25 protein-coding genes are annotated in these 25,156 nt (G+C 69.9%); 6 read left to right on the plus strand and 19 right to left on the minus strand.

All coding sequences use genetic code 11. The features are described 5' to 3' along the window. Nucleotides 1-38 precede the first annotated feature (38 nt). The 18 genes from Q0Q47_RS11625 to Q0Q47_RS11710 all read right to left on the minus strand — a co-directional run bounded on the left by Q0Q47_RS11625 (nucleotide 39) and on the right by Q0Q47_RS11710 (nucleotide 17,980). The gene (locus Q0Q47_RS11625; protein WP_293859220.1) at nucleotides 39-434 is read right to left on the minus strand and encodes a MarR family transcriptional regulator; all 396 of its coding nucleotides are present in this window, start codon (nucleotides 432-434) and stop codon (nucleotides 39-41) included. 235 nt (nucleotides 435-669) lie between these two features. Further along, nucleotides 670-2,124, minus strand: a complete 1,455-nt coding sequence (locus Q0Q47_RS11630) for an NADH:flavin oxidoreductase (RefSeq protein ID WP_293859223.1) — start codon at nucleotides 2,122-2,124, stop codon at nucleotides 670-672. Nucleotides 2,125-2,280: 156 nt separating this feature from the next. After that, nucleotides 2,281-2,784 carry an L-2-amino-thiazoline-4-carboxylic acid hydrolase gene (locus tag Q0Q47_RS11635; RefSeq protein WP_293859226.1) on the minus strand — a complete coding sequence of 168 codons (504 nt, stop codon included), beginning with the start codon at nucleotides 2,782-2,784 and terminating at the stop codon, nucleotides 2,281-2,283. Further along, nucleotides 2,781-3,578 (minus strand): dipeptide/oligopeptide/nickel ABC transporter ATP-binding protein, encoded by a 798-nt coding sequence (locus tag Q0Q47_RS11640; protein ID WP_293859229.1) that lies wholly within the window; start codon nucleotides 3,576-3,578, stop codon nucleotides 2,781-2,783. The genes Q0Q47_RS11635 and Q0Q47_RS11640 overlap by 4 nt, the downstream gene beginning before the upstream one ends. Then, nucleotides 3,575-4,525 carry an ABC transporter ATP-binding protein gene (locus Q0Q47_RS11645; RefSeq protein WP_293859232.1) on the minus strand — a complete coding sequence of 317 codons (951 nt, stop codon included), beginning with the start codon at nucleotides 4,523-4,525 and terminating at the stop codon, nucleotides 3,575-3,577. Before Q0Q47_RS11645 ends, Q0Q47_RS11640 begins: the two co-directional genes overlap by 4 nt. Beyond that, nucleotides 4,522-5,352: an ABC transporter permease gene (locus tag Q0Q47_RS11650; protein ID WP_293859235.1), complete on the minus strand. Its 831-nt coding sequence runs from the start codon at nucleotides 5,350-5,352 to the stop codon at nucleotides 4,522-4,524. Before Q0Q47_RS11650 ends, Q0Q47_RS11645 begins: the two co-directional genes overlap by 4 nt. Beyond that, on the minus strand, nucleotides 5,349-6,338 hold the full coding sequence (locus Q0Q47_RS11655) for an ABC transporter permease (RefSeq protein WP_293859238.1): 990 nt from the start codon (nucleotides 6,336-6,338) through the stop codon (nucleotides 5,349-5,351). Before Q0Q47_RS11655 ends, Q0Q47_RS11650 begins: the two co-directional genes overlap by 4 nt. Continuing rightward, nucleotides 6,335-7,966: an ABC transporter substrate-binding protein gene (locus Q0Q47_RS11660; protein ID WP_293859241.1), complete on the minus strand. Its 1,632-nt coding sequence runs from the start codon at nucleotides 7,964-7,966 to the stop codon at nucleotides 6,335-6,337. The genes Q0Q47_RS11655 and Q0Q47_RS11660 overlap by 4 nt, the downstream gene beginning before the upstream one ends. 90 nt (nucleotides 7,967-8,056) lie before the next feature. Then, the gene (locus Q0Q47_RS11665) at nucleotides 8,057-10,027 is read right to left on the minus strand and encodes an EAL domain-containing protein (protein ID WP_293859244.1); all 1,971 of its coding nucleotides are present in this window, start codon (nucleotides 10,025-10,027) and stop codon (nucleotides 8,057-8,059) included. Nucleotides 10,028-10,282: 255 nt separating this feature from the next. Further along, nucleotides 10,283-10,726, minus strand: a complete 444-nt coding sequence (locus Q0Q47_RS11670) for an SRPBCC family protein (RefSeq protein WP_293859247.1) — start codon at nucleotides 10,724-10,726, stop codon at nucleotides 10,283-10,285. A 573-nt stretch (nucleotides 10,727-11,299) separates the two neighbouring features. Further along, nucleotides 11,300-11,887, minus strand: a complete 588-nt coding sequence (locus tag Q0Q47_RS11675; RefSeq protein ID WP_293859250.1) for a DUF2478 domain-containing protein — start codon at nucleotides 11,885-11,887, stop codon at nucleotides 11,300-11,302. Next, nucleotides 11,884-12,582: a NapC/NirT family cytochrome c gene (locus tag Q0Q47_RS11680; RefSeq protein WP_293859253.1), complete on the minus strand. Its 699-nt coding sequence runs from the start codon at nucleotides 12,580-12,582 to the stop codon at nucleotides 11,884-11,886. The genes Q0Q47_RS11675 and Q0Q47_RS11680 overlap by 4 nt, the downstream gene beginning before the upstream one ends. Nucleotides 12,583-12,593: 11 nt before the next feature. Beyond that, nucleotides 12,594-13,052: a nitrate reductase cytochrome c-type subunit gene (locus Q0Q47_RS11685; RefSeq protein WP_293859256.1), complete on the minus strand. Its 459-nt coding sequence runs from the start codon at nucleotides 13,050-13,052 to the stop codon at nucleotides 12,594-12,596. Beyond that, nucleotides 13,049-13,993, minus strand: a complete 945-nt coding sequence (gene napH, locus Q0Q47_RS11690; protein WP_293859259.1) for a quinol dehydrogenase ferredoxin subunit NapH — start codon at nucleotides 13,991-13,993, stop codon at nucleotides 13,049-13,051. Before napH ends, Q0Q47_RS11685 begins: the two co-directional genes overlap by 4 nt. After that, a complete protein-coding gene (napG, locus tag Q0Q47_RS11695) occupies nucleotides 13,990-14,763 on the minus strand; it encodes a ferredoxin-type protein NapG (RefSeq protein ID WP_293859262.1) in 774 nt (257 codons plus the stop codon). Before napG ends, napH begins: the two co-directional genes overlap by 4 nt. A 25-nt stretch (nucleotides 14,764-14,788) precedes the next feature. After that, nucleotides 14,789-17,326 (minus strand): nitrate reductase catalytic subunit NapA, encoded by a 2,538-nt coding sequence (napA, locus tag Q0Q47_RS11700; protein ID WP_293859265.1) that lies wholly within the window; start codon nucleotides 17,324-17,326, stop codon nucleotides 14,789-14,791. 13 nt (nucleotides 17,327-17,339) lie between these two features. Continuing rightward, nucleotides 17,340-17,642, minus strand: a complete 303-nt coding sequence (locus Q0Q47_RS11705) for a chaperone NapD (RefSeq protein ID WP_293859268.1) — start codon at nucleotides 17,640-17,642, stop codon at nucleotides 17,340-17,342. Next, the gene (locus Q0Q47_RS11710; protein WP_293859271.1) at nucleotides 17,630-17,980 is read right to left on the minus strand and encodes a 4Fe-4S dicluster domain-containing protein; all 351 of its coding nucleotides are present in this window, start codon (nucleotides 17,978-17,980) and stop codon (nucleotides 17,630-17,632) included. The genes Q0Q47_RS11705 and Q0Q47_RS11710 overlap by 13 nt, the downstream gene beginning before the upstream one ends. 182 nt (nucleotides 17,981-18,162) lie before the next feature. On the opposite strand from Q0Q47_RS11710, the gene Q0Q47_RS11715 reads away from it, so the two are divergent. The 6 genes from Q0Q47_RS11715 (at nucleotide 18,163) to Q0Q47_RS11740 (ending at nucleotide 24,466) form a co-directional block, all read left to right on the plus strand. Next, nucleotides 18,163-18,855 (plus strand): cyclic nucleotide-binding domain-containing protein, encoded by a 693-nt coding sequence (locus tag Q0Q47_RS11715; RefSeq protein ID WP_293859274.1) that lies wholly within the window; start codon nucleotides 18,163-18,165, stop codon nucleotides 18,853-18,855. A gap of 157 nt (nucleotides 18,856-19,012) precedes the next feature. Next, nucleotides 19,013-20,143: an ROK family transcriptional regulator gene (locus tag Q0Q47_RS11720; protein ID WP_293859277.1), complete on the plus strand. Its 1,131-nt coding sequence runs from the start codon at nucleotides 19,013-19,015 to the stop codon at nucleotides 20,141-20,143. Between the two features lie 77 nt (nucleotides 20,144-20,220). Then, entirely contained in the window at nucleotides 20,221-20,949 is a 729-nt protein-coding gene (locus Q0Q47_RS11725; RefSeq protein WP_293859356.1) for an ABC transporter permease, read from the plus strand. After that, on the plus strand, nucleotides 20,946-21,731 hold the full coding sequence (locus Q0Q47_RS11730; RefSeq protein ID WP_293859280.1) for an ABC transporter ATP-binding protein: 786 nt from the start codon (nucleotides 20,946-20,948) through the stop codon (nucleotides 21,729-21,731). The genes Q0Q47_RS11725 and Q0Q47_RS11730 overlap by 4 nt, the downstream gene beginning before the upstream one ends. 25 nt (nucleotides 21,732-21,756) lie before the next feature. Next, nucleotides 21,757-22,728: an aliphatic sulfonate ABC transporter substrate-binding protein gene (locus tag Q0Q47_RS11735; protein ID WP_293859283.1), complete on the plus strand. Its 972-nt coding sequence runs from the start codon at nucleotides 21,757-21,759 to the stop codon at nucleotides 22,726-22,728. A gap of 190 nt (nucleotides 22,729-22,918) precedes the next feature. Further along, the gene (locus Q0Q47_RS11740) at nucleotides 22,919-24,466 is read left to right on the plus strand and encodes a sulfatase (protein WP_293859286.1); all 1,548 of its coding nucleotides are present in this window, start codon (nucleotides 22,919-22,921) and stop codon (nucleotides 24,464-24,466) included. Nucleotides 24,467-24,637: 171 nt separating this feature from the next. On the opposite strand, the gene Q0Q47_RS11745 is transcribed toward Q0Q47_RS11740, so the two are convergent. Continuing rightward, nucleotides 24,638-25,132, minus strand: coding sequence for an Lrp/AsnC family transcriptional regulator (locus tag Q0Q47_RS11745; RefSeq protein WP_293859289.1), 495 nt, complete (start codon nucleotides 25,130-25,132; stop codon nucleotides 24,638-24,640). Nucleotides 25,133-25,156: the final 24 nt, after the last annotated feature.

A 25,156-nucleotide genomic window follows, 5' to 3' on the forward strand; every position in this document is an offset into this window, starting at 1 on the left:
TTTCGGGTATATACCCGTTTCAGTTCGGCAAAGGGGGCTCAGAAGGCGTCGGCCAGGCGGTTCAGGCTTTTCACGCCGGATGCGCCCAGCACGTCCTCGATCTCGGTCTGCACCTGCTCCCAGAGGGGTTCGGCCTGGGCCAGGCGCTCGTGCCCGGCCTTGGTCAGCGCGACGGCGGCCTCGCGCTGATCCTTGCCGGGCGCCATGGCGACGAGCCCGGCTTTCTCCAGCACGCGCACGTTGCGGCCTATCGTCGACCGGTCCAGGCCAGCCCGGCGCCCCAGATCGGTCAGCGACGCCTCCCCGGCGCGCCGAATCTTCCGCAGCAGGGCGAACTGCGCGATCGTCAGGCCGGTCGGCTCGAGCGCGCCATCGTACCGCGCCGTGATCTTACGGGCGGCGAGGCGCAGGGTGTCGGCATAGCAGGTGGCCATGACGCGGGTATATGCCCGTTTTTGGGTGGAGGCAAGGAAGTTCGGCTACCTGTGAGTTCATTGCTTCGTGAACTCAGTGGTCCTGTTGGATCCCGAACCTCGATCTCTCAGCACGTCCTGCCCGGGCTTGGCCCGGGCATCCACGACTTTGCCGGGGCCATCCTGAAGTCGTGGATGGCCGGGCCGAAGCCCGGCCAGGACGCGGGGAGAATGGAAGGGAGAGTAGTGGAGTCACTCACCCGCGCTTCCACGCGGGGGCCACGAGGCGGCGCTTGCCGTCGAGCGCCTTGGCCATGCCGGGCTCGTCGAGCTGCTCGCGGTCCCAGAGCTGGCAGGTGACCTGCTTGTGCTTCTGGTCCAGCCCCTCGCAGTAGTTCGTGTACTCGCAAAGCCGCACCGCGCCGCCCTGGCCGGTGCGGACCTTGAGGAACCAGTCGGGATCGGCGAGCGCCTGGCGCGCGAAGCCGACGATGTCGGCCTTGCCGTCGCGCAGCACGCCCTCGGCCTGCTCGTAGCCGTGCATGCCGCCGGCCACGACGACCGGCGTCTCGATCCCGGAGGCGCGCAACGCGGCGCGCACCGCTGCCGTGGCCGGCACGTTGCGGCCGAAGGGACCGACGACATCGGAGATGTAGCCCGGCATGCACTCGTAGCCGCTGCGGCCGGTGTAGGGATACACCGCCTCGCCGACCTTCGGCTGCTTGGCATCGTCGAACTTGCCGCCCCGCGACAGGGACACGAAGTCCATGCCGTCGCCCGCGAGCGCGAGGCCGATGGCCGGCGCGTCGCCCGCCGTGTTGCCGCCCTCGATGCACTCGTCGGCGAGATAGCGGCAGCCGACCGCGAAGTCGTCGCCGACCGCCCTGCGCACGGCGGCATAGACCTCGCGCGGCAGCTTCAGCCGGTTCTCCAGCGAACCGCCATAGCCGTCCGTGCGGGTGTTGGTGGCGGAGAGGAACGAGGCCATCGTGTAGGCATGGGCGTAGTGCAGCTCGACCCCGTCGAAGCCAGCCTCGCGGGCGCGCACCGCCGCATCGGCGAACAGTCCCGGCAGCACCGCCGGGAGCTCGGCGATGTGCGGCACATGCGTGTCCGTCACCCGTTCGCGGAAGCCCATGGTGAGGTCCTGGAGCTCGCGCGGCGTGAGGATGGTCGCGAGCTCGTCCGCCGGCTTGGCGGCGAGCGCCGCACGCACCTCGGCCTCGGTCCAGTCCGCCGCGCCGAGCGCGGCGCGATGACGGTCGGTGACGCGCAGGAAGCGCTCGAAGAACTTGTCCGCGGCGGGGCGCCGGCGGATGCCGAGGAAGTCGATGATCTGGATGTAGACCCGCGTCTCGCCGTCGCTCGCCGCCTTCACGGCGCCGGCAAGGTCGCGCAGCCCGGGCACGAAGCGCTCGTGGCCGATGCGCAGCAGCGGTCCCGACGGCACGTCGCGGATGCCGGTTGCCTCGACGACGACCGCCCCGGGGCGACCCTGCGCGAAGCGGGCATACCAGTCGATGTTGTCCTGCGTGACGAAGCCGTCATCCGTCGCCCGCCACGGCACCATGGCGGGAATCCAGGTGCGCGACGAAAGCGACAGTGCCTTGTGGGAGATCGGCGAAAACAAGAGCGAGCGACCCGCATCCTCGGCGGTCGGCCAGGCTCCGGGATGGGTCTCGAACTTGATCTTCTCGGCGGGCTTCCACATCGGCTGAGGGCCTCTTCGGGCATGCGCTACGCGTCATCGGTGTGCCTGAAGGTAAGGCCGAGATATTTAACATGTAAAGTAATTTTGCGAGCCGCCGGGCGCTGGGTGAGATGGCCTGGGCGGCTCGGCCGCGCGCACCTGGAACCGGTCCGCTGCTCAGTCCCGGTTGCTCAGCCTGATGTGGCAGCAGCCCTCGCCGTGTCCCGGCGTCCAGGTGGCGTTTTCGAAGCGGATCCCGGTCGCCTCGAACAGTCCGCGGTCGAAGGCGCCGGCGATGCGGCACAGAGTCGCCAGGTCGGAGTCGGAGACGCCGGCGTCGCGCCAGGCGTCCTTCAGGGGGCAGCGCTTGACCTTGAAGGCGATGCCGCCGTCGAACCGCTCGACCTCGGTGGGGTACATGCGGCCACCGTCGGGGCTCACCTTCAGGAACGCTTCGCCGATGGCGCGCGCATCGTTCGGTCCCAGGCCCGCGAAGGCGGCGGCGACCTCCCGGCCGCGCCGCTCGATGGCGCGGATCATGACGCGCTCGGCGGCCTCCTGGCCCCATTCCGCCCGCATCTCCTCGAGCATCAGCCGGTAAAGGTCGGCCCTGTTGCGGAAGGCGCTCTCCAGTTCGCGGGCCAGCGTCTCGGTGCGGTTCGTGTCGGACGGAGCGGTCATCGGGAAACCTCGTCAGCGGGGCGGGGAGGAAGGTGGGGCACGGCGTCCAACAGCGCGCGGGTCTCGGCTGCCTGCGGGCTCGCGAAGACGGTGGCCGTGTGGCCCGCCTCGACGATCCGGCCGGCCGCCATCACCGCGACCCGGTCCGCGACGGCGCGAACGACGCCCATGTCATGCGAAATGAAGAGGTAGGCGATGCCGTCCTCGCGCTGCAGGTCCATGAGGAGGTTCAGGATCTGGCCCCGCACCGAGACGTCCAGGGCCGAGACGGGCTCGTCCAGCACGAGGACGGCCGGCTGCGTCGCCATGGCCCGGGCGATCGCCACGCGCTGGCGCTGTCCGCCCGACAACGCGTGCACCGGACGGTCGGCCAGGTCGGCGGGCAGCCCGACGCGCGCCAGCAGCCCGGACACGGCGTCCCGGCGCCGGGAGGCGGGCACGATGCTATGGACCCTGAGCGGATCCTCGATGACCCGCCCGATCGTGGCGCGCGGGTTGAGGGCGGCGGCGGGGTCCTGGAAGACCATCTGGAGATGCCGCCGTTCGGCCCGCAGCGCCGCGCCCGACAGGGCCAGGAGGTCGCGACCGCGCAGGGAGACGCTGCCGCCGTCGAGATCGAAGAGACGCATCAGGGCGCGCGCGAGCGTCGTCTTGCCGCTGCCGGAGGCGCCCACGACCGCCAGCGTCTCTCCGGGGGCGAGCGTCAGGCTCACGTCGTCGAGGGCGGCGACGGTCCTCGAGCCGGACCGGAAAGTCTTGCGCAGGCCGCGCGCCTCGATCGCCGGGGCCGTCATGGTGCGAGCCTCTCGGCGAACACGCAGGCCGCGCCGTCGTCCGGCTCGCCGTACCACGGCGGGTCCCCCGACGTGCAGCCCGCCACGGCGAGGCTGCAGCGCGGCGCGAAGCGGCAGCCGGGCGGCGGGGAGGCCAGGTCGGGCGGCGAGCCCTCGACGGTCGCCAGCCGGCCGCCGGGCGGGCGGTCCAGTCCCAGATGGGCGGCCATGAGGGCGCGGGTGTAGGGATGGCGCGGGTGCGCCAACACGCGCCCGCGTGGGCCGATCTCGACCAGGCGTCCCGCATAGACGACGGCCAGCCGCGAGGCGAGGCTCGCGGCCAGCGCGATGTCGTGCGTCACGAAGACGAGCGCCAGACCCTCCTCGTCGCAGAGCCGGCCGATCAGCCCGACCAGCCGGGACTGGACCACCGGGTCCAGGGCACTCGTCGCCTCGTCCGCGACGAGCACGCGGGGGCGCCCCGCCAGGGCGAGCGCGAGGGCCACGCGCTGGCGCTGGCCGCCCGAGAGCTGGTGGGGATAGGAGCGCGCGAGGTTCGCCGGATCCGGGAGCTCGACCCGCGCCAGGAGCTCGACGGCCTGCTCGCGCGGGCTCCTGTCCGTCGGCCCCGCGGCATGGGCGGCGACGACCTCGGCCACCTGGTCGCCGATGCGCATGACGGGATCGAGGCTGCCGGAGGGATCCTGGTAGACGATGCCGATGTCACGGCCCGGCAAGGGCTTTTCGCCCAGCCCGGGCCAGGCGATCCGCCCCTCGGCCGCGGCTCCCTTGGGCAACAGTCCTGCCAGGGCGAGCGCCAGCGTGCTCTTGCCCGACCCGCTCTCGCCGATCACGGCCAGGCGGTCGCCCGCCATGAGGTCGAGCGTGACGTGCCCGAGCACCCGCGGCGTGGCGGGACCGTAGCGCACGCTGACGTCGCGCAGGCTGACCAGCGGTGCCGCGCTCATGCCTGGCTCCGGCGCAAGGCCAGGGCGGCGACGACGCCCTCTCCGGTCAGGTGCACGCCCAGTACCGTCACCACGAGGGCAAGGCCCGGCCAGATCGAGAGGAAGGGCGCGCTGCGCAGGACCGAGCGCCCTTCGGCGATCAGGCCGCCCCAGGTCGCGCGGTTGGGGTCGCCCAGGCCCAGGAACGACAGAGCGGCCTCGGTCAGGATGGCGCCGGCCACGATGACCGAGGCGAGCGCCACCACCGGCGGCAGGGCGTGCGGCAGGACCTCGCGCCACGCGATCGCGAGGGGGTGCATGCCGATGACCCTGGCGGAGGCCACGAAATCCCGTTCGCGGATCGACAGCACCTCCGCCCGCACCAGCCGCGCGGGTCCCGTCCAGGCGCCGAGCGCGATGGCGACGACGATGGCGGCGAGCGAGGGCCCGACCGTGCTGACGAAGGCGAGCGCCAGCAGGAAGCCCGGGACAGTCTGGAAGGCCTCGGTGACCCGCATGAGCGCCTCGTCGATCCAGCCGCCCATCAGGCCGGCCAGGGTGCCCACCGCGGATCCGACGGCGATGGCCACGAGGGCCGCCGCCAGGCCGACCGTCAGGGAGGTGCGGGCGCCGTGGACGATCATGGCCAGCACGTCGCGCCCGAGCCGGTCCGTGCCGAGCGGCGTCGCCCAGGCCTCGAAGGGGCGGGTGAGCGGCGCGCCCACGATGTTCAGGGGATCGCCGGGAGACAGGACGGGGGCCGCGATGGCCACGATGGCGAGCAGGGCCAGCACGGCGGCCCCGGCGATCCCGTCGGCCGAGCCGCGGAAGCGGGAGAGCCCGCTCATGCCGCGGTCTCCTTGCCGGAGCCCACGCGCGGGTCGAGCGCGGCATAGGCCACGTCCACGGCGAGATTCACCAGGATTACGACCAGGGCGCCGACGAGGATGATGCCCAGCAGGAGCGGCGTGTCGCGCTGCGCCACGGCCTCGTGGGCGAGCCGTCCCAGGCCCGGCACCGCGAACACGCTCTCGATGACGACGCTGCCCCCGAGCATCGTCGCCGCCTGCAGCCCCAGCATCGTCACCAGCGGCAGCAGGGCGTTGCGGGCGACGTGCCGCCACAGCACGCGCCGCCGGGGGACGCCCCGGGCCAGTGCCGCGCGCGCGAAGTCCTGCCGCCAGACCTCCGCCATCGACGTCCGCATCATCCGCAGGTAGAGCGCCAGATACAGCAGACCGAGCGCGCTGACCGGCAGCACGAGGTGGCGGGCGATGTCGCCGGCCCGCGCGAGGCCGCCGAGACCCGAGGCGATGGTCTCGATCCCGCCGCTGGGCAGCCAGCGGAGCTGGACCGCGAACACGATGATCAGGACGAGCCCGAGCCAGAATCCCGGGATCGCGTAGAGGGCCAGCGACCCGATGGAGAGCGCCCTGTCCGTCGCGCTGCCCGGCCGGCTTCCCGCCACGACGCCGAGCAGGGACCCGAGCCCGAAGGCGAGCGCGATGGCGGCGCCCATCAGCAGAAGCGTGTTGGGCAGCCTTTCGAGGATCACCGTGAGGACCGGCTTGGAGAACGCCACCGACCAGCCGAGGTCCAGGCGGGCGAGGGCGGCGACGTAGAGGCCGAGCCGCTGCAGCGGGCCCTGGTCCAGGCCCCAGTCCCGGCGCAACTGGTCGACGAGGCCACGGTCGCCGCCGGTGGCGCCCAGATAGGCGTCCACCGCGTCGCCGGGCGCGAACTCCAGCAGCGTGAACGTCCCGACGATCACCAGCGCCAGGACGGGGATCGCTCCCAGAAGCCGCCTGCGGACGAGCGAGAGGGCGCGCCTCACGGCGCCAGCCAGACGTCCGCCCAGTTCGAGACCGCCCAGCGCGGATTGCTCGTCACGTTGCGGAGCTTGTTGCTGGCCACGCTGGTGAAGCCCCATTCGGCCACGTTGATCAGCGGCAGGTCCGTGACGACGAGCTGCTGGAACTCGCGATAGAGCGCCGTGCGCTGGGCCTCGTCGATGGTCGTGGCCGCCTTGGCGATCAGCGCATCCATGGTGGCGCTCTGGTAGCCGCCCTGGTTGGAGAACGGCACGCCCGGCGGCAGCCCGCCCTGGACCAGGATGGTGGTCGAGATGGCGGGATCGCCGCGATACACGGGAGAGCCCACGGCGAGGTCGAACGCCCGGTCGGTGTAGACCGCCTTCGTGTGGGCCGCGGAGTCGTTGTTCACGAGGTCCGCCTCGATGCCGACGGCCGCCAGCGCCTGGCGGAGATAGGCCCCGAACTGGCGGGTCTCGTTGAAGAACGGCGCCGGCAGCAGCCGCAGCTTGAACCGCATGCCGTTGGCGCCGCGCTTGAATCCCGCCTCGTCGAGGAGGGCGTTCGCACGGGCGGGGTCGAAGGCCGGCACCTGCGCTGCGGCGTCGTAGAACTGCGGGTCATTGCGCGGCACCGGACCCGACGAGGTCGCGGCGAAGCCCACGAAGATCGTGCGTGCCACGAAGTCGCGGTCGATGGCGTGCGAGATGGCGCGCCGCACGCGGACGTCGGCGAGCTCGGGCTTGCGGTGGTTGACCTCGACCACGAGCTGGTAGGTCAGCGCCTCGTAGCCGCGGGTGATGACGTCCAGTCCCGGGACCTTGGCGATCCGGGCGAGGTCGGCGAGGGGCACCATGGAAAAGGCGGCGAGCTGGATCTCGCCGGCTTCCAGCGCTCCGGAGGCGGCGGCCCGGTCGGGCAGCACCCGGTAGACGATCTCGTCGAGATAGGGCTGGCCGGCGCTCCAGTAGGAGGGATTGCGCACGAGGCGGGTGTATTCGCCGGGCCGGCTCTCGCCCCAGCGGAAGGGACCGGTGCCGACGGGCGCCGCATTCGCCTTGTTGGCGTTGATGTCGGTGCCCTCGTAGAGATGCTTCGGGAGAACGGCGGTGAGCGCCGGCAGCGCGTTGCGGATCAGCTGGAACGGCGTCGGCTTCGCGAAGCGGAAGACGGCGGTCAGGGGATCCGGCGTGTCCACGGACTCGAGGTCCGCGAAGACGACGCGCCCGAGGTTCTGCAGCTTCTTCCAGACCTCCATGGCGGAGAACGCCACGTCGGCGGAGGTGAACGGCTTGCCGTCGTGCCAGGTCACGTTGGGGCGCAACGTGAAGGTGGCGCTGCGGCCGTCGGCCGATCCCGTCCAGGAGAGCGCCAGGCGCGGTGCCAGGCCGTCCGGCGTTCCGAAGTCCGCTTCGGCCAGCGGCTCGACGACCTTCGAGGAGACGAAGAAGACGCCGTTCGAGGCGACGATCGCCGGGTTGAGGTTGCGGGGCTCGGAGTCCGCCGCGACGATCAGACGACCGCCGGAGCGCGGCGACTGCTGGGCCAGGGCCCCGGCGGGAAGCAGGGCCGACGCGGCGGCAAGTCCTCCGGCGCCGAGTACGGTCCGGCGGGACATGCCCCTTGCGGCGAAAACGTCGAAGCGGGCCATGGTCTCGTCCTCCAGGGAAGCGCCAAGAACCGGGCAACACTCGCGCCCACGGCACGATTTTGCAAGGCGACCTGACGACCCGGCGTCGGATCAGGCCACTTTGGCGGGTTTTGCACCATGTTCGTCGCCGAGCGTCCGCGGGCGGCCGAACATGAATCCCTGCAGCATGTCGATCCCCAGCGCCCGCAGCGCGTCGGCCTGGTCGGGCCTTTCGACGCCCTCGGCGATGACCTTCAGGCCGAACGCCCTGGCGATCATCACGGTGCTTTCGACGATGACGCGGTTTTGCGTGTTGAGCTCGGCCACGAAGCTGCGGTCGATCTTGATCGCGTCGATGCTGAGCCGTCTCAGGCGCGACAGCGAGGAGTAGCCCGTCCCGAAGTCGTCGATTTGGACGCTGACGCCCAGGAGCTTGAGGTCATCCAGCGTGCGGGCGATCTGCTCGATGTGCTCGTCGTCGAACACGCTCTCGGTGACCTCGATTTCCAGGAGGTGGCCCGGAAGCCCCGTCTCGGCCAGGATCGCCACGACGTCGTGCTGGAACGTGCTCTCGACGAGCTGGCGCATCGACACGTTCACGGCGACCTTGCGCTGGAGGCCGGCATCGCGCCAGCACCGCGCGTCGCGGCAGGCCTGGCGCAGGATCCAGCGGCCGAGGGCGACGATGCGGTCCGTCTCCTCGGCGATGTGGATGAATTCGTCGGGCCGGATCGGGCCCAGCTGTGGATGGTTCCAGCGGCACAGCGCTTCCTCGGCGATCACCTCGCCGGTCTGGGCCAGGACGACCGGCTGGTAGACGAGCTGGATCGCGTCGGTGCCGATGGCGTCTCCCAGCGCGCGGCCGAGGTCGAAGTGGCGTCGCAGGGTTTCCGAATGGGTCTCGCTGTAGGCCAGCGCCCTCCCGCGTCCGGTGCGCTTCACCTCCGACGCCGCGAGATCGGCGGCATGGATCGCGCCCGACAGGGAGGTGTCTCCGCCCGGGCAGCAGGACCAGCCGATGCTGAGGCCGACCTTCAGGTTGACGCCGTTGATGACCAGCGGCAGCCCCACGGCCTCCGAGAGGCCCTTCCACGCGCGCTCCACCAGCTCGTCGGGCCTGCCTTCGTGCGGCCAGACGAGCACGAACTCGTCGCCGCCCCAGCGGGCGAGCCGCGCCTTGGCCGGCAGCGCGCCCTGAAGCTTGTGCGCGATGGTGAGCAGGACCCGGTCGCCCACGTCGTGGCCGAGCGCGTCATTGATGTTCTTGAACCGGTCGAGGTCGAGGAAGAACACGACCAGCGAGCTGTCGGGCTCCTGCACCCGATAGCCCTTCCACCAGTCCGCGAGGCCATGACGGTTGAGCAGGCCCGTCAGACCGTCGGTATGGGCGAGCGCCTCGAGCTGGGCCGTGCGCTCGGCGACCTTCGTCTCGAGGTCGACGTTGATGGCGCTGAGTTCGCGGACCAGGTTGAGGTTGGTTTCCTTCAACTGCAGGCCGCGCAGCAGGACCTTGTTGTTGACGTGCAGGCTGCCCAGCATGGTCATCCAGAACAGCAGGCCGAGGGCCCCCAGAGTGCGCCCCTCGCCCCCCGCGACGATCAGCGCCAGGGCCGTCGGCAGCAGCAGGAGCGTGAGATACGTCATCCCGATGCGTCGGAACGGAGACGTCACGCCCGATGCCCCGCCGGCGAGGCCGGACAGGACGATGAGCACGCCGTAGTCGTGGAGGAAGCTGCCCGTCAGATGGCTGGTCAGGACGGTGTGCAGGCCCAGGCCCGCCCAGAGAGCGCCGGAGCCCCACAGGCCCACGGCGAACACGGCCTGCCAGCCCGTGGGCCCCAGGGGATCGTGCGGGGAGCGGTAGAGCTTGGCGAAGGCGAGCCAGCTCGCAGCCCGCAGCATCATCAGGAACGAATGAATGACGATCCACGTCGGCACGACGGGGTCCGACCAACCGACCACGAAGCCGACGCCGAGCACGGCAGACTGCCCGATCCCGATCATGGGGCCGAGGTTCTGGTAGGCGTGCTCGAGGACCTGGCGGTCGCGCGAGATGTCGGATCCGGGTGACGGCGCCATCATCCAAGGGGTCGGAAAACGAATGTCTCCGCCTCACTTAGCGCCCTAGCGATTGATATTTGGTGTGTGCAAACAGGACCTAAGCCGCAAGTTGAGTCGAGATGTCGATATTCGTCGTAAACGGATCGTTGATCCGGTCTCTCAATACCGTCGAGACCAGCGCCGCAGGGCCAAAGACTGACAGAATGCTGACACGATCGACCGTGTCAGCATGACGCGGGACCACGGCGCGCCAGGACAACGCGACCGGTGAGTTGTTTACTGTCGGATATCCGGTTCGACCAGGCGGGCCAGGTTGTCGAGCGAGTTCTGCCAACCCGGGTAACAGGTCTCTGGAGGTATCGCGTCCGGGATGCCCTCCTGGGTGATGCTCATCTCGGTTCCGCAGGACACCTTTTTCAAGGTCACGGTCACCTTCATCTCGCCGGGCAAGTTCGGGTCGTCGAAGCGGTCGGTGTAGACGACGCGCTCGCCGGGCACGAGCTCCAGGAACTCGCCGCCAAAGGAGTGGCTCTGCCCGGTGGTGAAGTTCCGGAACGCCATCCTGAACGTGCCACCCGCCGTTCCCTGCATGGACTCCACCGTGCAGGTGAAGCCGTTTGGCGGGAGCCATTTGGCCAGGGCGTCGGCCTCGATGAAGGCGCGATACACCTTGTCGGGCGTCGTGGCGACGACGCGGTGCAGGCGGATGGTGCTGGGCATGGGACGCTCCTCGGTTGGCCATGGCGGCGATCGTTGCGCCACCGACAAAGGACGGCCGCGCCCCTCGGGTTCCGACACGGCGAGGCCAAAGAAAGGGATGGCCTCCCCAGTTGCCTCGGACGGCAATCCCGCGTCCTTCCGGACGTTCGCGGCTGCTCAGACGTCGTGAGCCTTTCGGCCCTCCTGCCTGCAACTCCCTCTCCGCGTCCTGGCCGGCCTGAGCCCTTCGACATGCACACAAGTGATTGTCGATGGCTGAGCGCGCTTTCCCTCCCCTGCAGGGGAGGGTGGATCGCGCGAAGCGCGAGACGGGTGGGGGCGGTGCCGCAGGACTTGGCGCGACGACAGGGCCGGCCCCGGCATATCCGCTCTTTCTTTGCCGCTGTCCCCACCCGTCAGCCGCTTTGCGGCTGCCACCCTCCCCTGCAGGGGAGGGAGAGCGCCCTTCCTTCGGGCTCGAGTGAGAGGTGCGAATCCCGAGGGTCTGAGCCCGGGCAGGACGGCTGAAGGATGGTGCCGGACTGGATGGGTGCGCTCCGAAGCGACGCTGGAGATTGGCCGGCGCTGGTGGGCTCAGCAGACCGGCGCTTCGACCGGGCGTACCGATGAGCCACGGTCCTCCAGGACCGCCGTCACGGCCGCCAGGACCGCCGTCACGGCCGCGAGCGCGCCGTCGCTTTCCGCCGGGCCGGCGTCCAGGTCGATCTCGACGGCGTCGCCGCCGGTGAACCGACGCCAGGCGTCCAGGTTGCGGCGGGGGACGGCGATCAGCAGCGGGATCTCCGCCGCGGCGATCTCGGCGAGAACGTCGCGCAGGCCACCGCCCTCGGCCTCGCTCTTCCCGAACTTGTTGACGATCACGAGATCGGGCCGGTCGTCCAGCGCGCGGCGAACGAGTTCACCCGCCCGCAGCAGCTCGCCCAGGTCCAGCCGGCACCCCCGCGCCATCTCGCCGCGATCTTCCGAGATCCGGATCCTTTCGCCGCTGCGCGGGTCCTCCAGCACCATGTCGCAGCGGGAGCGGCCGGGCCGCTGGACCGCGTGGGGCAGGAGCCCCGTCACGACGCGCCCCTCCCGCGCCAGGGCGGCAGCGACGGCGTGCAGGAGCGCGTCGGCCCGGGCGCCGTCGCCGTAGACGATGGCCACCAGCGATCCGGTCATTGCGCGGCCTTGGCCTTGGCCACGTCCGCTCCCTGCAGGAAGTCGATGGCCCGCTGGACCGGACCCACCTGGTCGATGGTGGCGAGCATCTCCGCGTAGCTCTCCTTTGCCTTCGGCGGCAGCCTGTGGGCGATGCCCTGGTGGCAGTCGATGCAGGTCTTGCCCTGGGTCAGCGCGGTCTGGTGGATCTTCGAGGCCCGCGGCTCCTGGGCAGCGTAGTCCATGAAGTCGAACTTGTGGCAGTTGCGGCACTCGCGGGAGTCGGTCGTCTTCATGGCGCGCCAGACCGACTTCGCGAGCTCCAGCCGATGGGCGTTGAACTTCTCCGGCGTGTCGATCGTGCCCAACGCCTTGTGCAGCAACTCGTTCGAAGCCTGGATCTTGCGCACCATCTTGTGCCCCCACTCCTTGGGCACGTGGCAGTCCGGGCAGCTGGCGCGCACGCCCGTGCGGTTGGAGTAGTGCACGGTGTTGCGGTACTCGACGAAGACGTTCTCCTTCATCTCGTGGCACGTGGTGCAGAACGGCTCTGTGTTGGTGGCCTCGAGGCTCCAGTTGAAGCCGCCCCAGAAGATCACGCCGCCGGCGAAGAACACGATGGCGATGGCGCCCCACGCCACCGTTTTCGCGGGCGAGAAGAACCAGCGGAGAAAGCGCCGGATGGGCCCGGCACGGACCTGTTCGTTGTCCTGCATCGCAGCCCCCGTCACTTCGCCTGCGTGGCGTTCTGGAACACGTTGCTGACGAGCGGCTTGGCGTCGGCCTGGGGCACATGGCACTGCTGGCAGAAGTAGCGGGTGCCCGCGACCTTATCGAGCCGCACGCCCTGGCGGTCGACGTAGTGGGTCTCGGAGATCTTCGGCGCGCCGACCTTGGTGTTGCCGGGCCAGTCGTGGCAGCTCATGCAGGCGTTGTTGTCGACCGAGACCTGGTAGCCCTCGACCTTGTGGGGGATCAGCGGCGGCTGCTGGCGGTAGGCGCGTTCGAAGCCGCCGGCCGGCACGGACTGGCGCGTGATGTCGGGTGGCGCGGCCTCCTCGGCGAGGGGCAGCTCGCGCAGCGGCTTCACGGCGGCGCTCTTGTCCTGGGCTTCTCCCGGCAGCAGGCCGGCGAGCGCCACGGCCATGGCCAGGGCGACGGCGGCGAGCAGTGAACGGCTTCTCATGGGGCGCTCCTTTCGAGGGCGTCCGGGGGCGATGGCGCACGGCCGGCGCGGGCGGGACGGGACGGTGGGACGGCGGACGCGTCGGTCCGCGTGTCGAAGCGGTGGGTGAAGCGGAAGACCCGCTCCGGGCAGGAGTCGACGCAGGCGCCGCACAGGGTGCAGTCGCCCGCCAGGATCACGGGGCCGCTCCCGGTGCGCTCGCCGCGCAGGGCGGGGACGATGACTTGCGGCTCCGGGCAGACCGCGAAGCAGTCCATGCAGTCGTCGCAGGCCGCACGCCTCGGCGCGGCGACACGCAGCGGCGAGACCCGCCCGAGGACGCCGTAGAAGGCGCCGACCGGGCAAAGATGTCCGCACCACCCGTCCTGCGCCACGAGGAGGTCGAAGAGGAACACGGCGAGCGCGCCCATGGCGCCGTAGCCGAGCCCGAAGACGAGGGCGCGGTGCAGGGCCGTCACGGGGTTCACGAGCTCCCAGGCGACGGTGCCCGTGGCGGCCGAAACCGCCAGGATCGCCAGGATCAGCCAGCGCCGCCACTCCGGTCGCAGCTTGGCCGAGCGGGTGATGCCGAGCCTCCGGCGCAGCCATGCCGCGAGGTCCGTGACCGGGTTCACGGGACAGACCCAGGCGCAGTAGGAGCGCCCGCCGAGAAGGGCATAGGCGAGGGTCACGATCGCCGCCCCGATGAGGGCCGTGGTCGCCGGGACGCGGCGGGCGGCGAGGCTCTGCAGGAGAACGAAGGGGTCGGTCAGCGGCAGGACACCCAGCGTCATCGAGGAGGCCAGCGTGCCCTTGGCGATCCACACGCCGAACAGCGGGCCGGAGAGGAACAGCGCCAGGAAGCCGAACTGCGAGACCCGCCGCAGCACGAGGACGCGGCTGGCCTGCCAGAGGCCCTTGCGGGCGCGGGCTGCCGCATAGGCTGTCGAGCGGGTGCTCACGGCGCGCCCCCGTTCTGGCCGGGCAGGCGCGTCGGCAGCTTCAGGGGGGCGTCCACGAGCGGCTGGCCCGCCTTGTCCTTCTCCTCCCAGCCGCGACGATAGTGCGCGTCCTGCGCGGCCGCGGCCACCTGCAGCGGCAGCACGCGGATGGCGGGTTCCGCCAGCACGCAGGCCTTCTCGCAATTGCCGCAGCCCGTGCAGGCGTCCGCATGCACGACCGGCTCGAAGATCGCGTGCTTCGCGGTGCGGGCGTTGTGGGTCGGCTCCAGCGTGATGGCGCGGTCGATGGCCGGGCACACGCGGTAGCACACGTCGCAGCGCAGGCCCTGCAGGTTCAGGCAGGTCTCGCGGCTGGTGATGACCGCGAAGCCCATGCGCGCCTTGCCGACATCGGTGAGGGCCGGGTCGAGGGCGCCCGTCGGGCAGGCCTTCACGCAGGGCAGCGTGTCGCACATCTCGCAGGGCACCTTGCGGGCCTCGAAGAAGGGCGTGCCCAGGGCTGGGCCGTCGGCCCAGTCCGCCAGGTGCAGGGTGTCGTAGGGGCAGTCGCGCACGCATAGTCCGCAGCGCACGCAGGCCGAGAGGAACGCCTTCTCGTCGAGGGCGCCCGGCGGCCGAAGCGCCTGCGCCGGCCGCGCCTTCGACTGCTGGGCGAAGCCGGCCAGCATCACCCCGCAGGCGGCGGCGCCGCCGGCGAGCCGAGCCATGTCGGCCAGCGCCTTGCGGCGCGCCGGCACGGCGGGCGGAGGGGATGCTGGGGCTTTGGCCATGGCGGGTGGAGGCGCGTTCGTCAGGTCAGGCCGTCACCACGCGGCAGGCGCACTTCTTGAAGTCGGTCTCCTTGGAAATCGGGCAGGTCGCGTCCAGCGTCAGCTTGTTCACGAGCTGCCCCTCGTCGAAGAACGGGAAGAAGACGAGGCCGCGCGGCGGCTTGTTGCGGCCCTTGGTCTCGATGCGGGTGATGACCTCGCCGCGCCGCGTCTGCACCTTGACCGCCTGGCCGCGGTGCAGATTGCGCGATGCCGCGTCCTCCGGGTGCATGAAGAGGGTGGCGGCCGGCACGGCGCGGTGCAGCTCGGGCACGCGGCGGGTCATCGAGCCGGAGTGCCAGTGCTCGAGAACCCGGCCCGTGCACAGCCACAGGTCGAAGTCCTTGTCCGGGGACTCGGCCGCGGGCTCGACCGGGCAGAAGATGATCCGGGCCTTGTTGTCCGGCTTGCCGTAGAAGGACACGCCTTCGCCGGGCTTCACGTAGGGGTCGTAGCCTTCGCGGAAGCGCCACAGCGTTTCCTTGCCGCCGACCACCGGCCAGCGCAGGCCGCGGGCCTGGTGATACTGCTCGAAGTCCGCGAGGTCGTGGCCGTGGCCGCGGCCGAACTTGGCGTATTCCTCGAACAGCCCCTTCTGCACGTAGAAGCCGAAATGGGCGCTCTCGGAGTTGTCGAAGCCCTTCTGGCACTCGGTGATCGGGAAGCGGTTCACCTCACCGTTGCCGTAGAGCACGTCGAACAGCGTCTTGCCGCGCAGGTCCGGCTTCTTGGCGATGAGCTCCTCGGGCCAGACCTCCTCGACCTTGAAGTACTTGGCGAACTCCATGGTCTGCCAGAGGTCCGAGCGCGCTTCGCCCGGCGCCTTCACCTGCTGGCGCCAGAACTGGGTGCGGCGCTCGGCATTGCCGTAGGCGCCTTCCTTCTCCATCCACATGGCGGTCGGCAGGATCAGGTCGGCCGACGTCGCGGTGACGGTGGGGTAGGGGTCCGAGACGACCACGAAGACGGCGGGGTTGCGGTAGCCCGGCAGCCCCTCCTCGTTCATGTTGGGGGCCGTCTGCATGTTGTTGGTGCACTGGACCCAGTAGGCGTTGAGCTTGCCGTCCTTGAGCATCCGGTTCTGCTGCACGGCGTGGTAGCCGACCGTGCCGGGGATGGTGCCCTCCGGCAGCTGCCAGACCTTCTCGGCCATCTCGCGGTGCTTGGGGTTCGTCACCACCATGTCCGCCGGGAGGCGATGGGCGAAGGTGCCGACCTCGCGCGCCGTGCCACAGGCGGAGGGCTGGCCGGTGAGCGAGAACGGGCCGTTGCCCGGCTCGGAGATCTTCCCCACCAGCAAATGCACGTTGTAGATCATGTTGTTGACCCACGTGCCGCGGGCATGCTGGTTGAAGCCCATCGTCCAGTAGGACACGACCTTCTTCCTGGGGTCGGCGTAGAGCTTGGCGAGCCGCTCGAGGTTCTCCTTGGGCACGCCCGAGGCCTGGTGTGCGTAGTCCAGCGTGTAGGGCTCGAGCAGCTTGCGGTAGGCCTCGAAGCCGATCTTGTCCTGGAAGCCCGCCGGATCCTGCGCACCGTTCTGGCCGGTCTTGTGCGAGGCGTTCACCGCCTTCGCCTCCAGAGGATGGACCGGGCGCAGGCCGTAGCCGATGTCCTCGACGGTGCGGGCGAACTCGACGTGCTTCTCGACGAAGTCGAGGTTCACGGCCCCCGAGTTCACGATGTAGTTCTGGATGTAGTTCAGGATCGCCAGGTCGCTCTGCGGCGTGAACACCAGCGGGTTGTCGGCGAGTTCGAAGGAGCGGTGCTCGAAGGTGGAGAGCACGTGCACCTCGCAGCCCGGATGGGTGAGGCGCCGATCCGTGATGCGCGACCACAGGATCGGGTGCATCTCGGCCATGTTGGAGCCCCACAGCACGAAGGCGTCGGCGTGCTCCACGTCGTCGTAGCAGCCCATCGGCTCGTCGATGCCGAAGGTGCGCATGAAGCCGGTCACCGCCGAGGCCATGCAGTGGCGGGCATTCGGGTCGAGGTTGTTGGAGCGGAAGCCCGCCTTGTAGAGCTTGGAGGCGGCGTAGCCTTCCCAGATCGTCCACTGGCCCGAGCCGAACATGCCGATCGTGGAGGGGCCGCCCGCCTTCAGCGCCGTCTTCCACTTCTCCGCCATGATCGAGAAGGCTTCGTCCCACGACACCGGCGTGAACTCGCCGTTCTTGTCGTACTTGCCGTTCTTCTTGCGCAGGAGCGGCTGGGTGAGGCGGTCCTCGCCGTACATGATCTTGGAGAGGAAGTAGCCCTTGATGCAGTTGAGGCCGCGGTTCACGGGCGCGTCCGGGTCGCCCTGGGTGGCGACGACGCGGCCGTTCTTGGTGCCGACGATGACGCCGCAGCCGGTGCCGCAGAAACGGCAGACGCCCTTGTCCCAGCGGATCCCGTCCGTGCGCCCGGCCTGCGCCGCGGCCTGATCGGTGAGCGTGATGCCGATGGAGGCGGCGGCGGCCACGGCCGCGGCCGACTTCAGGGCGTCGCGGCGGGTGGCGTCGAGGGTGTTCGTGTCGGACATCGTCGGGCTCCGGTCAGGGGCGGGCGAGGCAATCGTGGGAGGCATCTGGCGCGGACGATCCGCAGCCGCAGGACGGCGTGATCTCCTCGACCTGGTGGTAGGCGAGCGACGTCGAGACGACGCCGGGGATCCGGTTGATGGCGGCGATCTGCTCGAGCGCCTGCGTGGTCGGCGTGTCCATGACGGTCACGACCAGCCGGTCGCCGTCGCTGGCATGCAGGTCGAGGCCGCTGAAGGCCGCCAACTTGCCCCGCACGCGGTCCGCCGCGGTGGGGGCGACGTGAACGACGAGGCCGCAGACGTTCACCTGGTGCATGGGTCCTGGTCTCCGAGATGGGCGAGGCCGCGGATCAGCGCGGTGGCTTCCGCGTCTGCGAGGGCGATGGCTGAGACCGGGCACACGGACGCGCAGTCGCCGCACCCCGTGCAGCGGTCCGCCGCGAGACGGGGCATGGTGCGGCCGCCGCCCAGCGGGGCGAAGGTGATCGCGGAGGTGTCGCAGGCTTCGCCGCAGCGCCGGCACGAAACCCCCGCCGGCTCGACGCAGCCGGCACCGATCCGCGCCACACGCGCGGGCGGCACGGCGTCGGGCTGCTGGGCCGGGCGGGGCAGGACGGCTCGAAAGAGCGCGCGGCGGGAGAGGGCAGGATCCATGGCTTGATCTCTGCCAGACCCAGCCCGCCCGTCTTTGATTTACGTCATCCGGATTGTGCAGGAGATGACATTAGTGGCATCCGTACGATCCCGGAGGATCCTGGCGCAGGCGTCATTGGACGGCACGGCGGCCGATCCTGTAAGGCGGATGGAGCGGGCAATGGGCTCGCCACGGAACGACGATGCGTACGAGCGACCGGCACCTGATCCGCGGTTTCCCGATCTTCAGGGGCGTTTCGGACACCCTGTTCGAACGGCTGGTCGCGCGTGCCGAGATCCACGATTCGCAGCCCGGCGAGGTGTTGCTGACCGAGGGCGACCCGCCGGCTTTCCTGTTCGTCCTGCTCAACGGTCTCGTCGAAGCCTATTCGAGCCATGCCGGCGTGGATGCCACGCTGTCGTTCATCCGTCCGCCGGGGGCCTTCATCGTCGCCGCGGTCTGGACCGGGCAGGTCCAGCTCACGTCCGTGCGGACCGTCCAGACGTCCCGCATCCTGCGGCTGCCGGCCGAGGACGTGCGGGCCGCCATCGCGGACGACGCCGCGGTGGCCTCGGCGATCGGCCTCGAACTGGCGATCCGCTACCGCGACATCATGCGCGAGCTTAAGAACCAGCGGATGCGCTCGGCCACCGAGCGCCTGGCGAACTGGCTCCTGCTCGAATCGGAGGTGGCCGGCTCGCCAACCTTCCGGCTGGGCATCGGCAAGGGCCTGCTGGCGGCCCGCCTCGGCATGGCCGGCGAACACCTCTCCCGCGCCTTCGCCATCCTGCGCGATCACGGCGTGACGGTTGCCGGCAACGAAGTCACCGTGGAGCGCGAGAGGCTGGCCGACTTCGCGCGGCCGAGCGTGCTGATGGACGGACAGGACATCTGAGGGGAACGCGAGGGTGCGGGGGGTCTTGCCCTCCATCCCGCCGCGCGTTCTCCCCGGGCGACGCCCGGGGAGGACCGCGGAGGGCGGTGGGCAAGGCCGATTTGACTCTCCCGCCTTCCTTTCTAAACTTCAGAAACAAACTCGGAGGGATCGGCGCTTGGGAGTCCACCACGGCAGCGTGCTGCGCATTCTGCGCGATGCCGGGCCCTTGTCCCGGGCGGAGCTGGCGCGCCGGAGCCGTCTGTCACCCACCACGCTGACCCACGTCACCGCGCAGTTGCTGCGCGACGGCGTCATCATGGAAACCGAGACGCACCCGGCGGGGCAGGGGGCCATCGGGCGACCCGCCCAGGCCCTGCGGATCGTGCGCGAGGCGCGCGTGGTGGCCGGCGTCAACATCGGCGCAGGGCACGTCGAACTCACCATGGCCGACCTCCAGGCCGCCACCAAGGGGTGGCGCTCCTTCGGTTTCGATGCGAAGGGCACCGAGCCGCGGGCGCTGGTGCGCGAGGTCGCCCGGCAGCTCACCGAGCTCTCGGACGAGATCCAGCTCGACCGCTCTCGCCTGCTCGGCATCGGCCTCAGCGTCCCGGGCCCCGTCGATGCCGGGCGTCGGATCGTCCAGGCGGCCATCAACGTCGGCTGGAGCCATGTGCCGATCGCCGATCTCCTCGAGGAGGAGGCGGGGCAACCTGTCGTCGTCGAGCACAATGTCAGCGCCATGGCGCTCGCCGAGAGCCGCTATGGCATCGGCCGCGACGTGCCGGCGCTGCTCTTCGTCTACTTGCGCACCGGCCTGGGCGCCGGCCTGGTCATCGACGGCACCCTGTTCCGGCCCGGCGGCCACGGGGCGGTGGAGCTCGGACACATCCAGATGACCCCGAAGGGGGCGCTGTGCGCCTGCGGCAACCGCGGATGCCTCGACACCTTCGTCTGCGAGGCCGCGCTGAAGCGGGCCGCCGGCATCAAGGGAGCCGCGCCCGAGCAGCTGATGGCCCGCGTCGAGGGCAACGGACCGGCCTGGGAGGCCATCGTCGGTCATCTCACCACTGGGCTCGCCAGCGCCGTCAACCTGCTCACGCCGGACCTCATCGTCTTCGGCGGGCACCTCGGCGAAGCCCCCGAAAGCCTGTTCCAGCGCCTGCGCCGGGACCTGCCGCCGCGCATCATGCCGCATGTCCGCGACCTCCTGGACATCCGCCCGTCCAGCTTCGGCCCGGCGGCCGGGGTGATCGGCGGCGCGACGGTGGCGCTCGAACATTTCTTCTATGGGGGAGGGCTGCATTGACCGACCGGCCCGACGTGCTGCCCGCGCCCGAGGATGCCGCGCGGACGCCAGCCCTCGGTGGCGTCCCGTCGCTCGTCCTGAACGCGATCGCCTTCGCCGTGGGCATCGCGATCTGGTGGGCGATCACGGCCGCCAAGCTCGTCGTGCTGCCGGGCCCGGGGGAGGTCGCTTCGAAGGCGGTCGACCTCATCGCCAGCGGCCAGCTTCCGCTCGACATCCTGGCGAGCCTCAAGCGCGTCCTGACGGGATTCTTGCTGGGCGTCGCGCTCGCCGTGCCGGTCGGCTTCCTGATGGGCTGGTACCAGGTCGCCCGCGCGCTCATCGAGCCCTACGTCCAGTTCTTCCGGATGATCCCGCCGCTGGCGGTCATCCCGCTCGCCATCGTGACGCTCGGCATCGACGAGGCGCCCAAGATCTTCGTCATTTTCCTCGCCTCGTTCCTGTCCTGCGTGGTGGCGACCTACCAGGGCGTGATCAGCGTCGACCGCACGCTCATCAACGCCGCCCGCGTGCTCGGGGCCTCCGACGCGGTGATCTTCCCGCGCGTCATCATTCCGGCCTCGACGCCGTTCATCCTCGTCGGCGTGCGCATCGGGCTGGGCTCCGCCTGGGCGACCGTGGTCGCGGCCGAGCTCATCGCCGCGCAGTCGGGGCTCGGCTTTCGCATGCAGCAGGCCCAGCTCTTCTACGACCTGCCGACCATCTTCGTGAGCCTCGTCACCATCGGCATTCTCGGGCTGCTGATGGACCGCGGCCTGCAGGCGCTCGACCGGCGGCTGACCCATTGGCAGGAGCGCGCCCGATGAGTGCGTCCGCCCCGAAGATCTCGTTCCAGCACGTGACCCGCCGCTTCGGCGACGACGAGCGTGCCTTCGTCGCGCTGGACGATTTCAACCTCGACATCGCGGACGGCGAGTTCGTGACCGTGGTCGGCCCCTCGGGCTGCGGCAAGTCGACGGCCATGAACATCGCCGCCGGTCTCCTGCCGGCCTCGTCCGGGCGCGTGCTGGTGGACGGACGCGCCGTGGCCGGCCCCGGGCCCGAGCGCGGCGTCATCTTCCAGCAGTATGCGCTCTTTCCCTGGCTCACCGTGCGCCAGAACGTCGAGTTCGGACTGCGCATCAAGGGCATGCCGGCGGCCGAGCGGCGCCGGATCTCGGATCATTTCATCGGCCTGGTGGGTCTCACGGATTTCGCCGACGCGCTGCCCAAGACGCTGTCCGGCGGCATGAAGCAGCGCTGCGCCATCGCCCGCGCCTATGCCGTGAACCCGACGATGCTGCTCATGGACGAGCCGTTCGGCGCGCTGGATGCCCTGACACGCGTGCAGATGCAGGACCAGCTGCTCGAGACGTGGAGCCGCGAGCGGCGCACCGTCATCTTCATCACCCATGACGTCGACGAGGCCGTCTACCTCGCCAACCGCGTCATCGTCATGGCCGCCCGGCCGGGGCGCCTGCACCGGATCATCCCGGTGGACCTGCCCTATCCGCGCACCGAGGCCATTCGCCTGTCGCCCGAGTTCGCTGCGATCCGCAACGAGGTCTGGCATTCCGTCTACCACCAGCCGTCCCTTGCGAGGGGCTAAGAGCAATCACGGGAGGAGAAGCATCATGACGCTCACCAGACGCCAGTTCGTCGCCACCGCCGCCGCCGCCACGCTCGCCGGCGCCGCCGGCCCGGCCTTCGCGCAGCAGAAGCCGATCCGCGTCGGCTACATCGCCGACTTCTTCGGCGCGAGCCTGACGGCGATCGCCAACGACCAGGGCCTGTGGGCCAAGCACGGGCTCACGCCCGACATCAAGGTCTTCACCAACGGCCCGATCCAGATCCAGGCGCTCGGCGCGGGCAGCCTCGACGTCGGTTACATCGGCCCGGGCGCGCTCTGGCTGCCGGCAAGCGGCAAGGCCAAGATCCTGGCCATCAACGCCATCGGCTTCTCCGACCGCGTCATCGCGCAGGCCGGGCTCACCAGCATGGCTGCGCTCAAGGGCAAGAAGGTCGCGGTGCCCGAGGGCACGTCGGGCGACATGATCCTGCGCCTCGCGCTCGCCAAGGCCGGCATGACGCTCGCCGACCTGCAGATCATCAAGATGGACCCGTCCACGCTGGTCTCGGCCTTCGCGTCGAAGCAGGTCGATGCCGCCGGCATCTGGTACCCGCTGGTCGGCGTCATCAAGAAGACCGTGCCGGACCTGAACGAACTCGCCAAGAACGCGGACTTCTACCCGCAGCATTCGTTCCCCTCGTCCTTCGTCGCCCGCAACGAGGTGATCGACCAGGACCCGGACCTGGTGAAGCGCTTCATCGCCGTGCTGAAGGACGCCAACGACTACCGTGCCGCGGACTTCAAGCGGGCCGTGGGCATCACCTCGAAGTTCATCAACATCCCGGTCGAGGTCCTCACCACCGAGGCCGAGACCGGCAAGTTCCTCACCAGCGCGGAACTCGCCGCCGCCAGCAAGGACGGCACGGTCAACGGCTGGCTCAAGGGCATGACCGACCAGTTCGTGTCCTTCGGCCGCCTCGAGAAGCCGCTGGACGCGAAAGACTACTACCTGGCCAACCTCTACGCCGGGGGGTGATGGCCGTCGTCCAGAACTCCCTCTCTCCGTTCGTCCTGCCCGGGCTTGGCCCGGGCATCCACGACTTTGCCGGGGCAAGGCCATGTGCCCCCGTCGGAGTCGTGGATGGCCGGGCCAGGCCCGGCCAGGACGCGGAGAGGTGGGAGCCCAACAGCCCCGTCCGAATGTCTAGTTCCTCCGAGACCTGCCCATGACCCGCCGTCCCAACATCCTCTTCATCATGTCGGACGATCACGCTGCGCGCGCGATCTCGGCCTATGGCTCGGGGCTGAACAGCACGCCGAACCTCGACCGGCTCGCGCAGGGCGGCCTGCGGATGGACCGCTGCTACGTCACGAACTCGATCTGCACGCCGAGCCGCGCCTCGATCCTGACGGGCACCTACAACCACGTGAACGGCGTCACGACGCTCGACACGCATATCGACAACCGCCTGCCCAACGTCGCCAAGCACCTGCGCACCTCGGGCTACCAGACGGCCATCTACGGCAAGTGGCATCTCGGCGAGGGCAAGGCGCACGAGCCGACCGGCTTCGACAGCTGGGCCGTGGTGCCGGGGCAGGGCGAGTATTTCGATCCGATCATGGTCCACCCGGACGGCGAGCGGACGCATCCGGGATACGCCACCGACATCATCACCGACATGTGCCTCGACTTCCTGAAGGCGCGCGACCGTGACCGGCCGTTCTTCCTGATGTGCCACCACAAGGCGCCGCACCGCAGCTTCGAGCCGCATCCGCGCTATCGGCACCTCTATGCCGACGGCAAGCTGCCGGTGCCCGAGACCTTCGACGACGACTACGGCAACCGCGCCGCCGCGGCCGAGGCGGCGAAGATGCGCATCCGCGCCGACATGACCTACAAGGACCTCGGCCTCGTCCAGCCCGAGGGCGGCGACGAGGTGGGCGAACTGCTCGTGCCGTATTTGCGCGACCGCAAAGTCCCGCAGCTGAAGCCTGGCGGCGAGCTGCGCCTCATGGACGCGCTCACGGGGCAGGTGCACGTCTTCACCGATCCGCAGGCGCTCGCGCTGTTCAAGTACCAGCGCTACATGATGCGCTACCTGCAGACGATCCAGGCCGTGGACGACAATGTCGGCCGCCTGCTCGACTACCTCGACGCCGAGGGGCTCTCCGACGACACCATCGTCATCTACACCTCCGACCAGGGCTTCTTCCTCGGCGAGCACGGCTGGTTCGACAAGCGCTTCATGTACGAGGAATCGCTGCAGATGCCCTTCCTCGTCCGCTACCCGGCGGGCATCGCGAAGGGCACGACCACGCTCCACATCGCCTGCAACGTCGACTTCGCGCCGACCTTCCTCGACTACGCCGGCGTCACGGTGCCGAGCTACATGCAGGGCACGAGCATGCGGCCGATCCTGGAAGGCAAGGCGCCGGACGATGCCAACGACCTCGCCTACCACCGCTACTGGATGCACCGCGACGAGTTCCACAACGCCTACGCCCATTACGGCGTGCGCGATGCCCGCTACAAGCTGATCTACTGGTACAACGACCCCCTCGGCGAGCCGGGCGCCTACCCCGGTGGCGAGCCGCCCGAGTGGGAGCTCTTCGACTGCGACGCCGACCCGTACGAGCTCGTCAACCGTGCTGGCGACCCGGCGTTCAGGGCCGTCTTCAAGGACATGCTCGCCAAGCTCGACCGCAAGATGGCCGAGATCGGCGACGTGCCCGAGCACGACAGCCGCAAGGTCCTGGCGGCGCTGGGGGCGTGAGGCTATCCGGACTCATCCACTCCCAAGCCCCTCATCCTGAGCCACGGCCCGCAGGGCCGTGAGTCGAAGGACGCACAAAAGTGCCGCTGCGCCACTCTGCGTCCTTCGACTCGGCCGCCTTGCGGCCGGCTCAGGATGAGGGAGATAGAGGCTGGAATATGGGTCCGGGTCCTACCGCCGCGCCTTGTCCCCCAGGTGCCCAAGCGGCAGCGCGGCGGTCTGCTTGATCCTGTCCAGGACCACCGAGGAGCGCACGTGGGCCACGGCCTCGTGCGGCAGGAAGACCTCGTTGAGGATGCGCGCCAGCACCTTCAGGCTCGGCACCGTGAGCTTCACGAGGTAGTCCGAGGCGCCGGTCACGGCATAGGCCTCCTGGACCTCCTCGAGCCGCGAGACGAGCTCACGGAACTTGTCGGCGTTGTCGGGCGAGTGGCTCGCCAGCATCACCTCCACGAAGACGAGCACGTCGAGGCCGAGCGCCTCGGCCGAGAGCTCCGCGCGGTAGCGGGCGATCATCCCCGACGCTTCCAGGGCGGCGCGCCGCCGTGAGCACTGGGAGGCGGACAGGCCCACCTTTTCGGCGAGGTCATTGTTGGTCAGGCTGCCGTCGTCCTGAAGGGCCGCGAGGAGCTTCAGGTCGAAGCCGTCGAGTTCCACTGCGTGCATGATCTCTGCCTTTGTTGCACGATC

Source organism: uncultured Alsobacter sp., assembly GCF_945952055.1.
Classification (GTDB): domain Bacteria; phylum Pseudomonadota; class Alphaproteobacteria; order Rhizobiales; family Beijerinckiaceae; genus Alsobacter.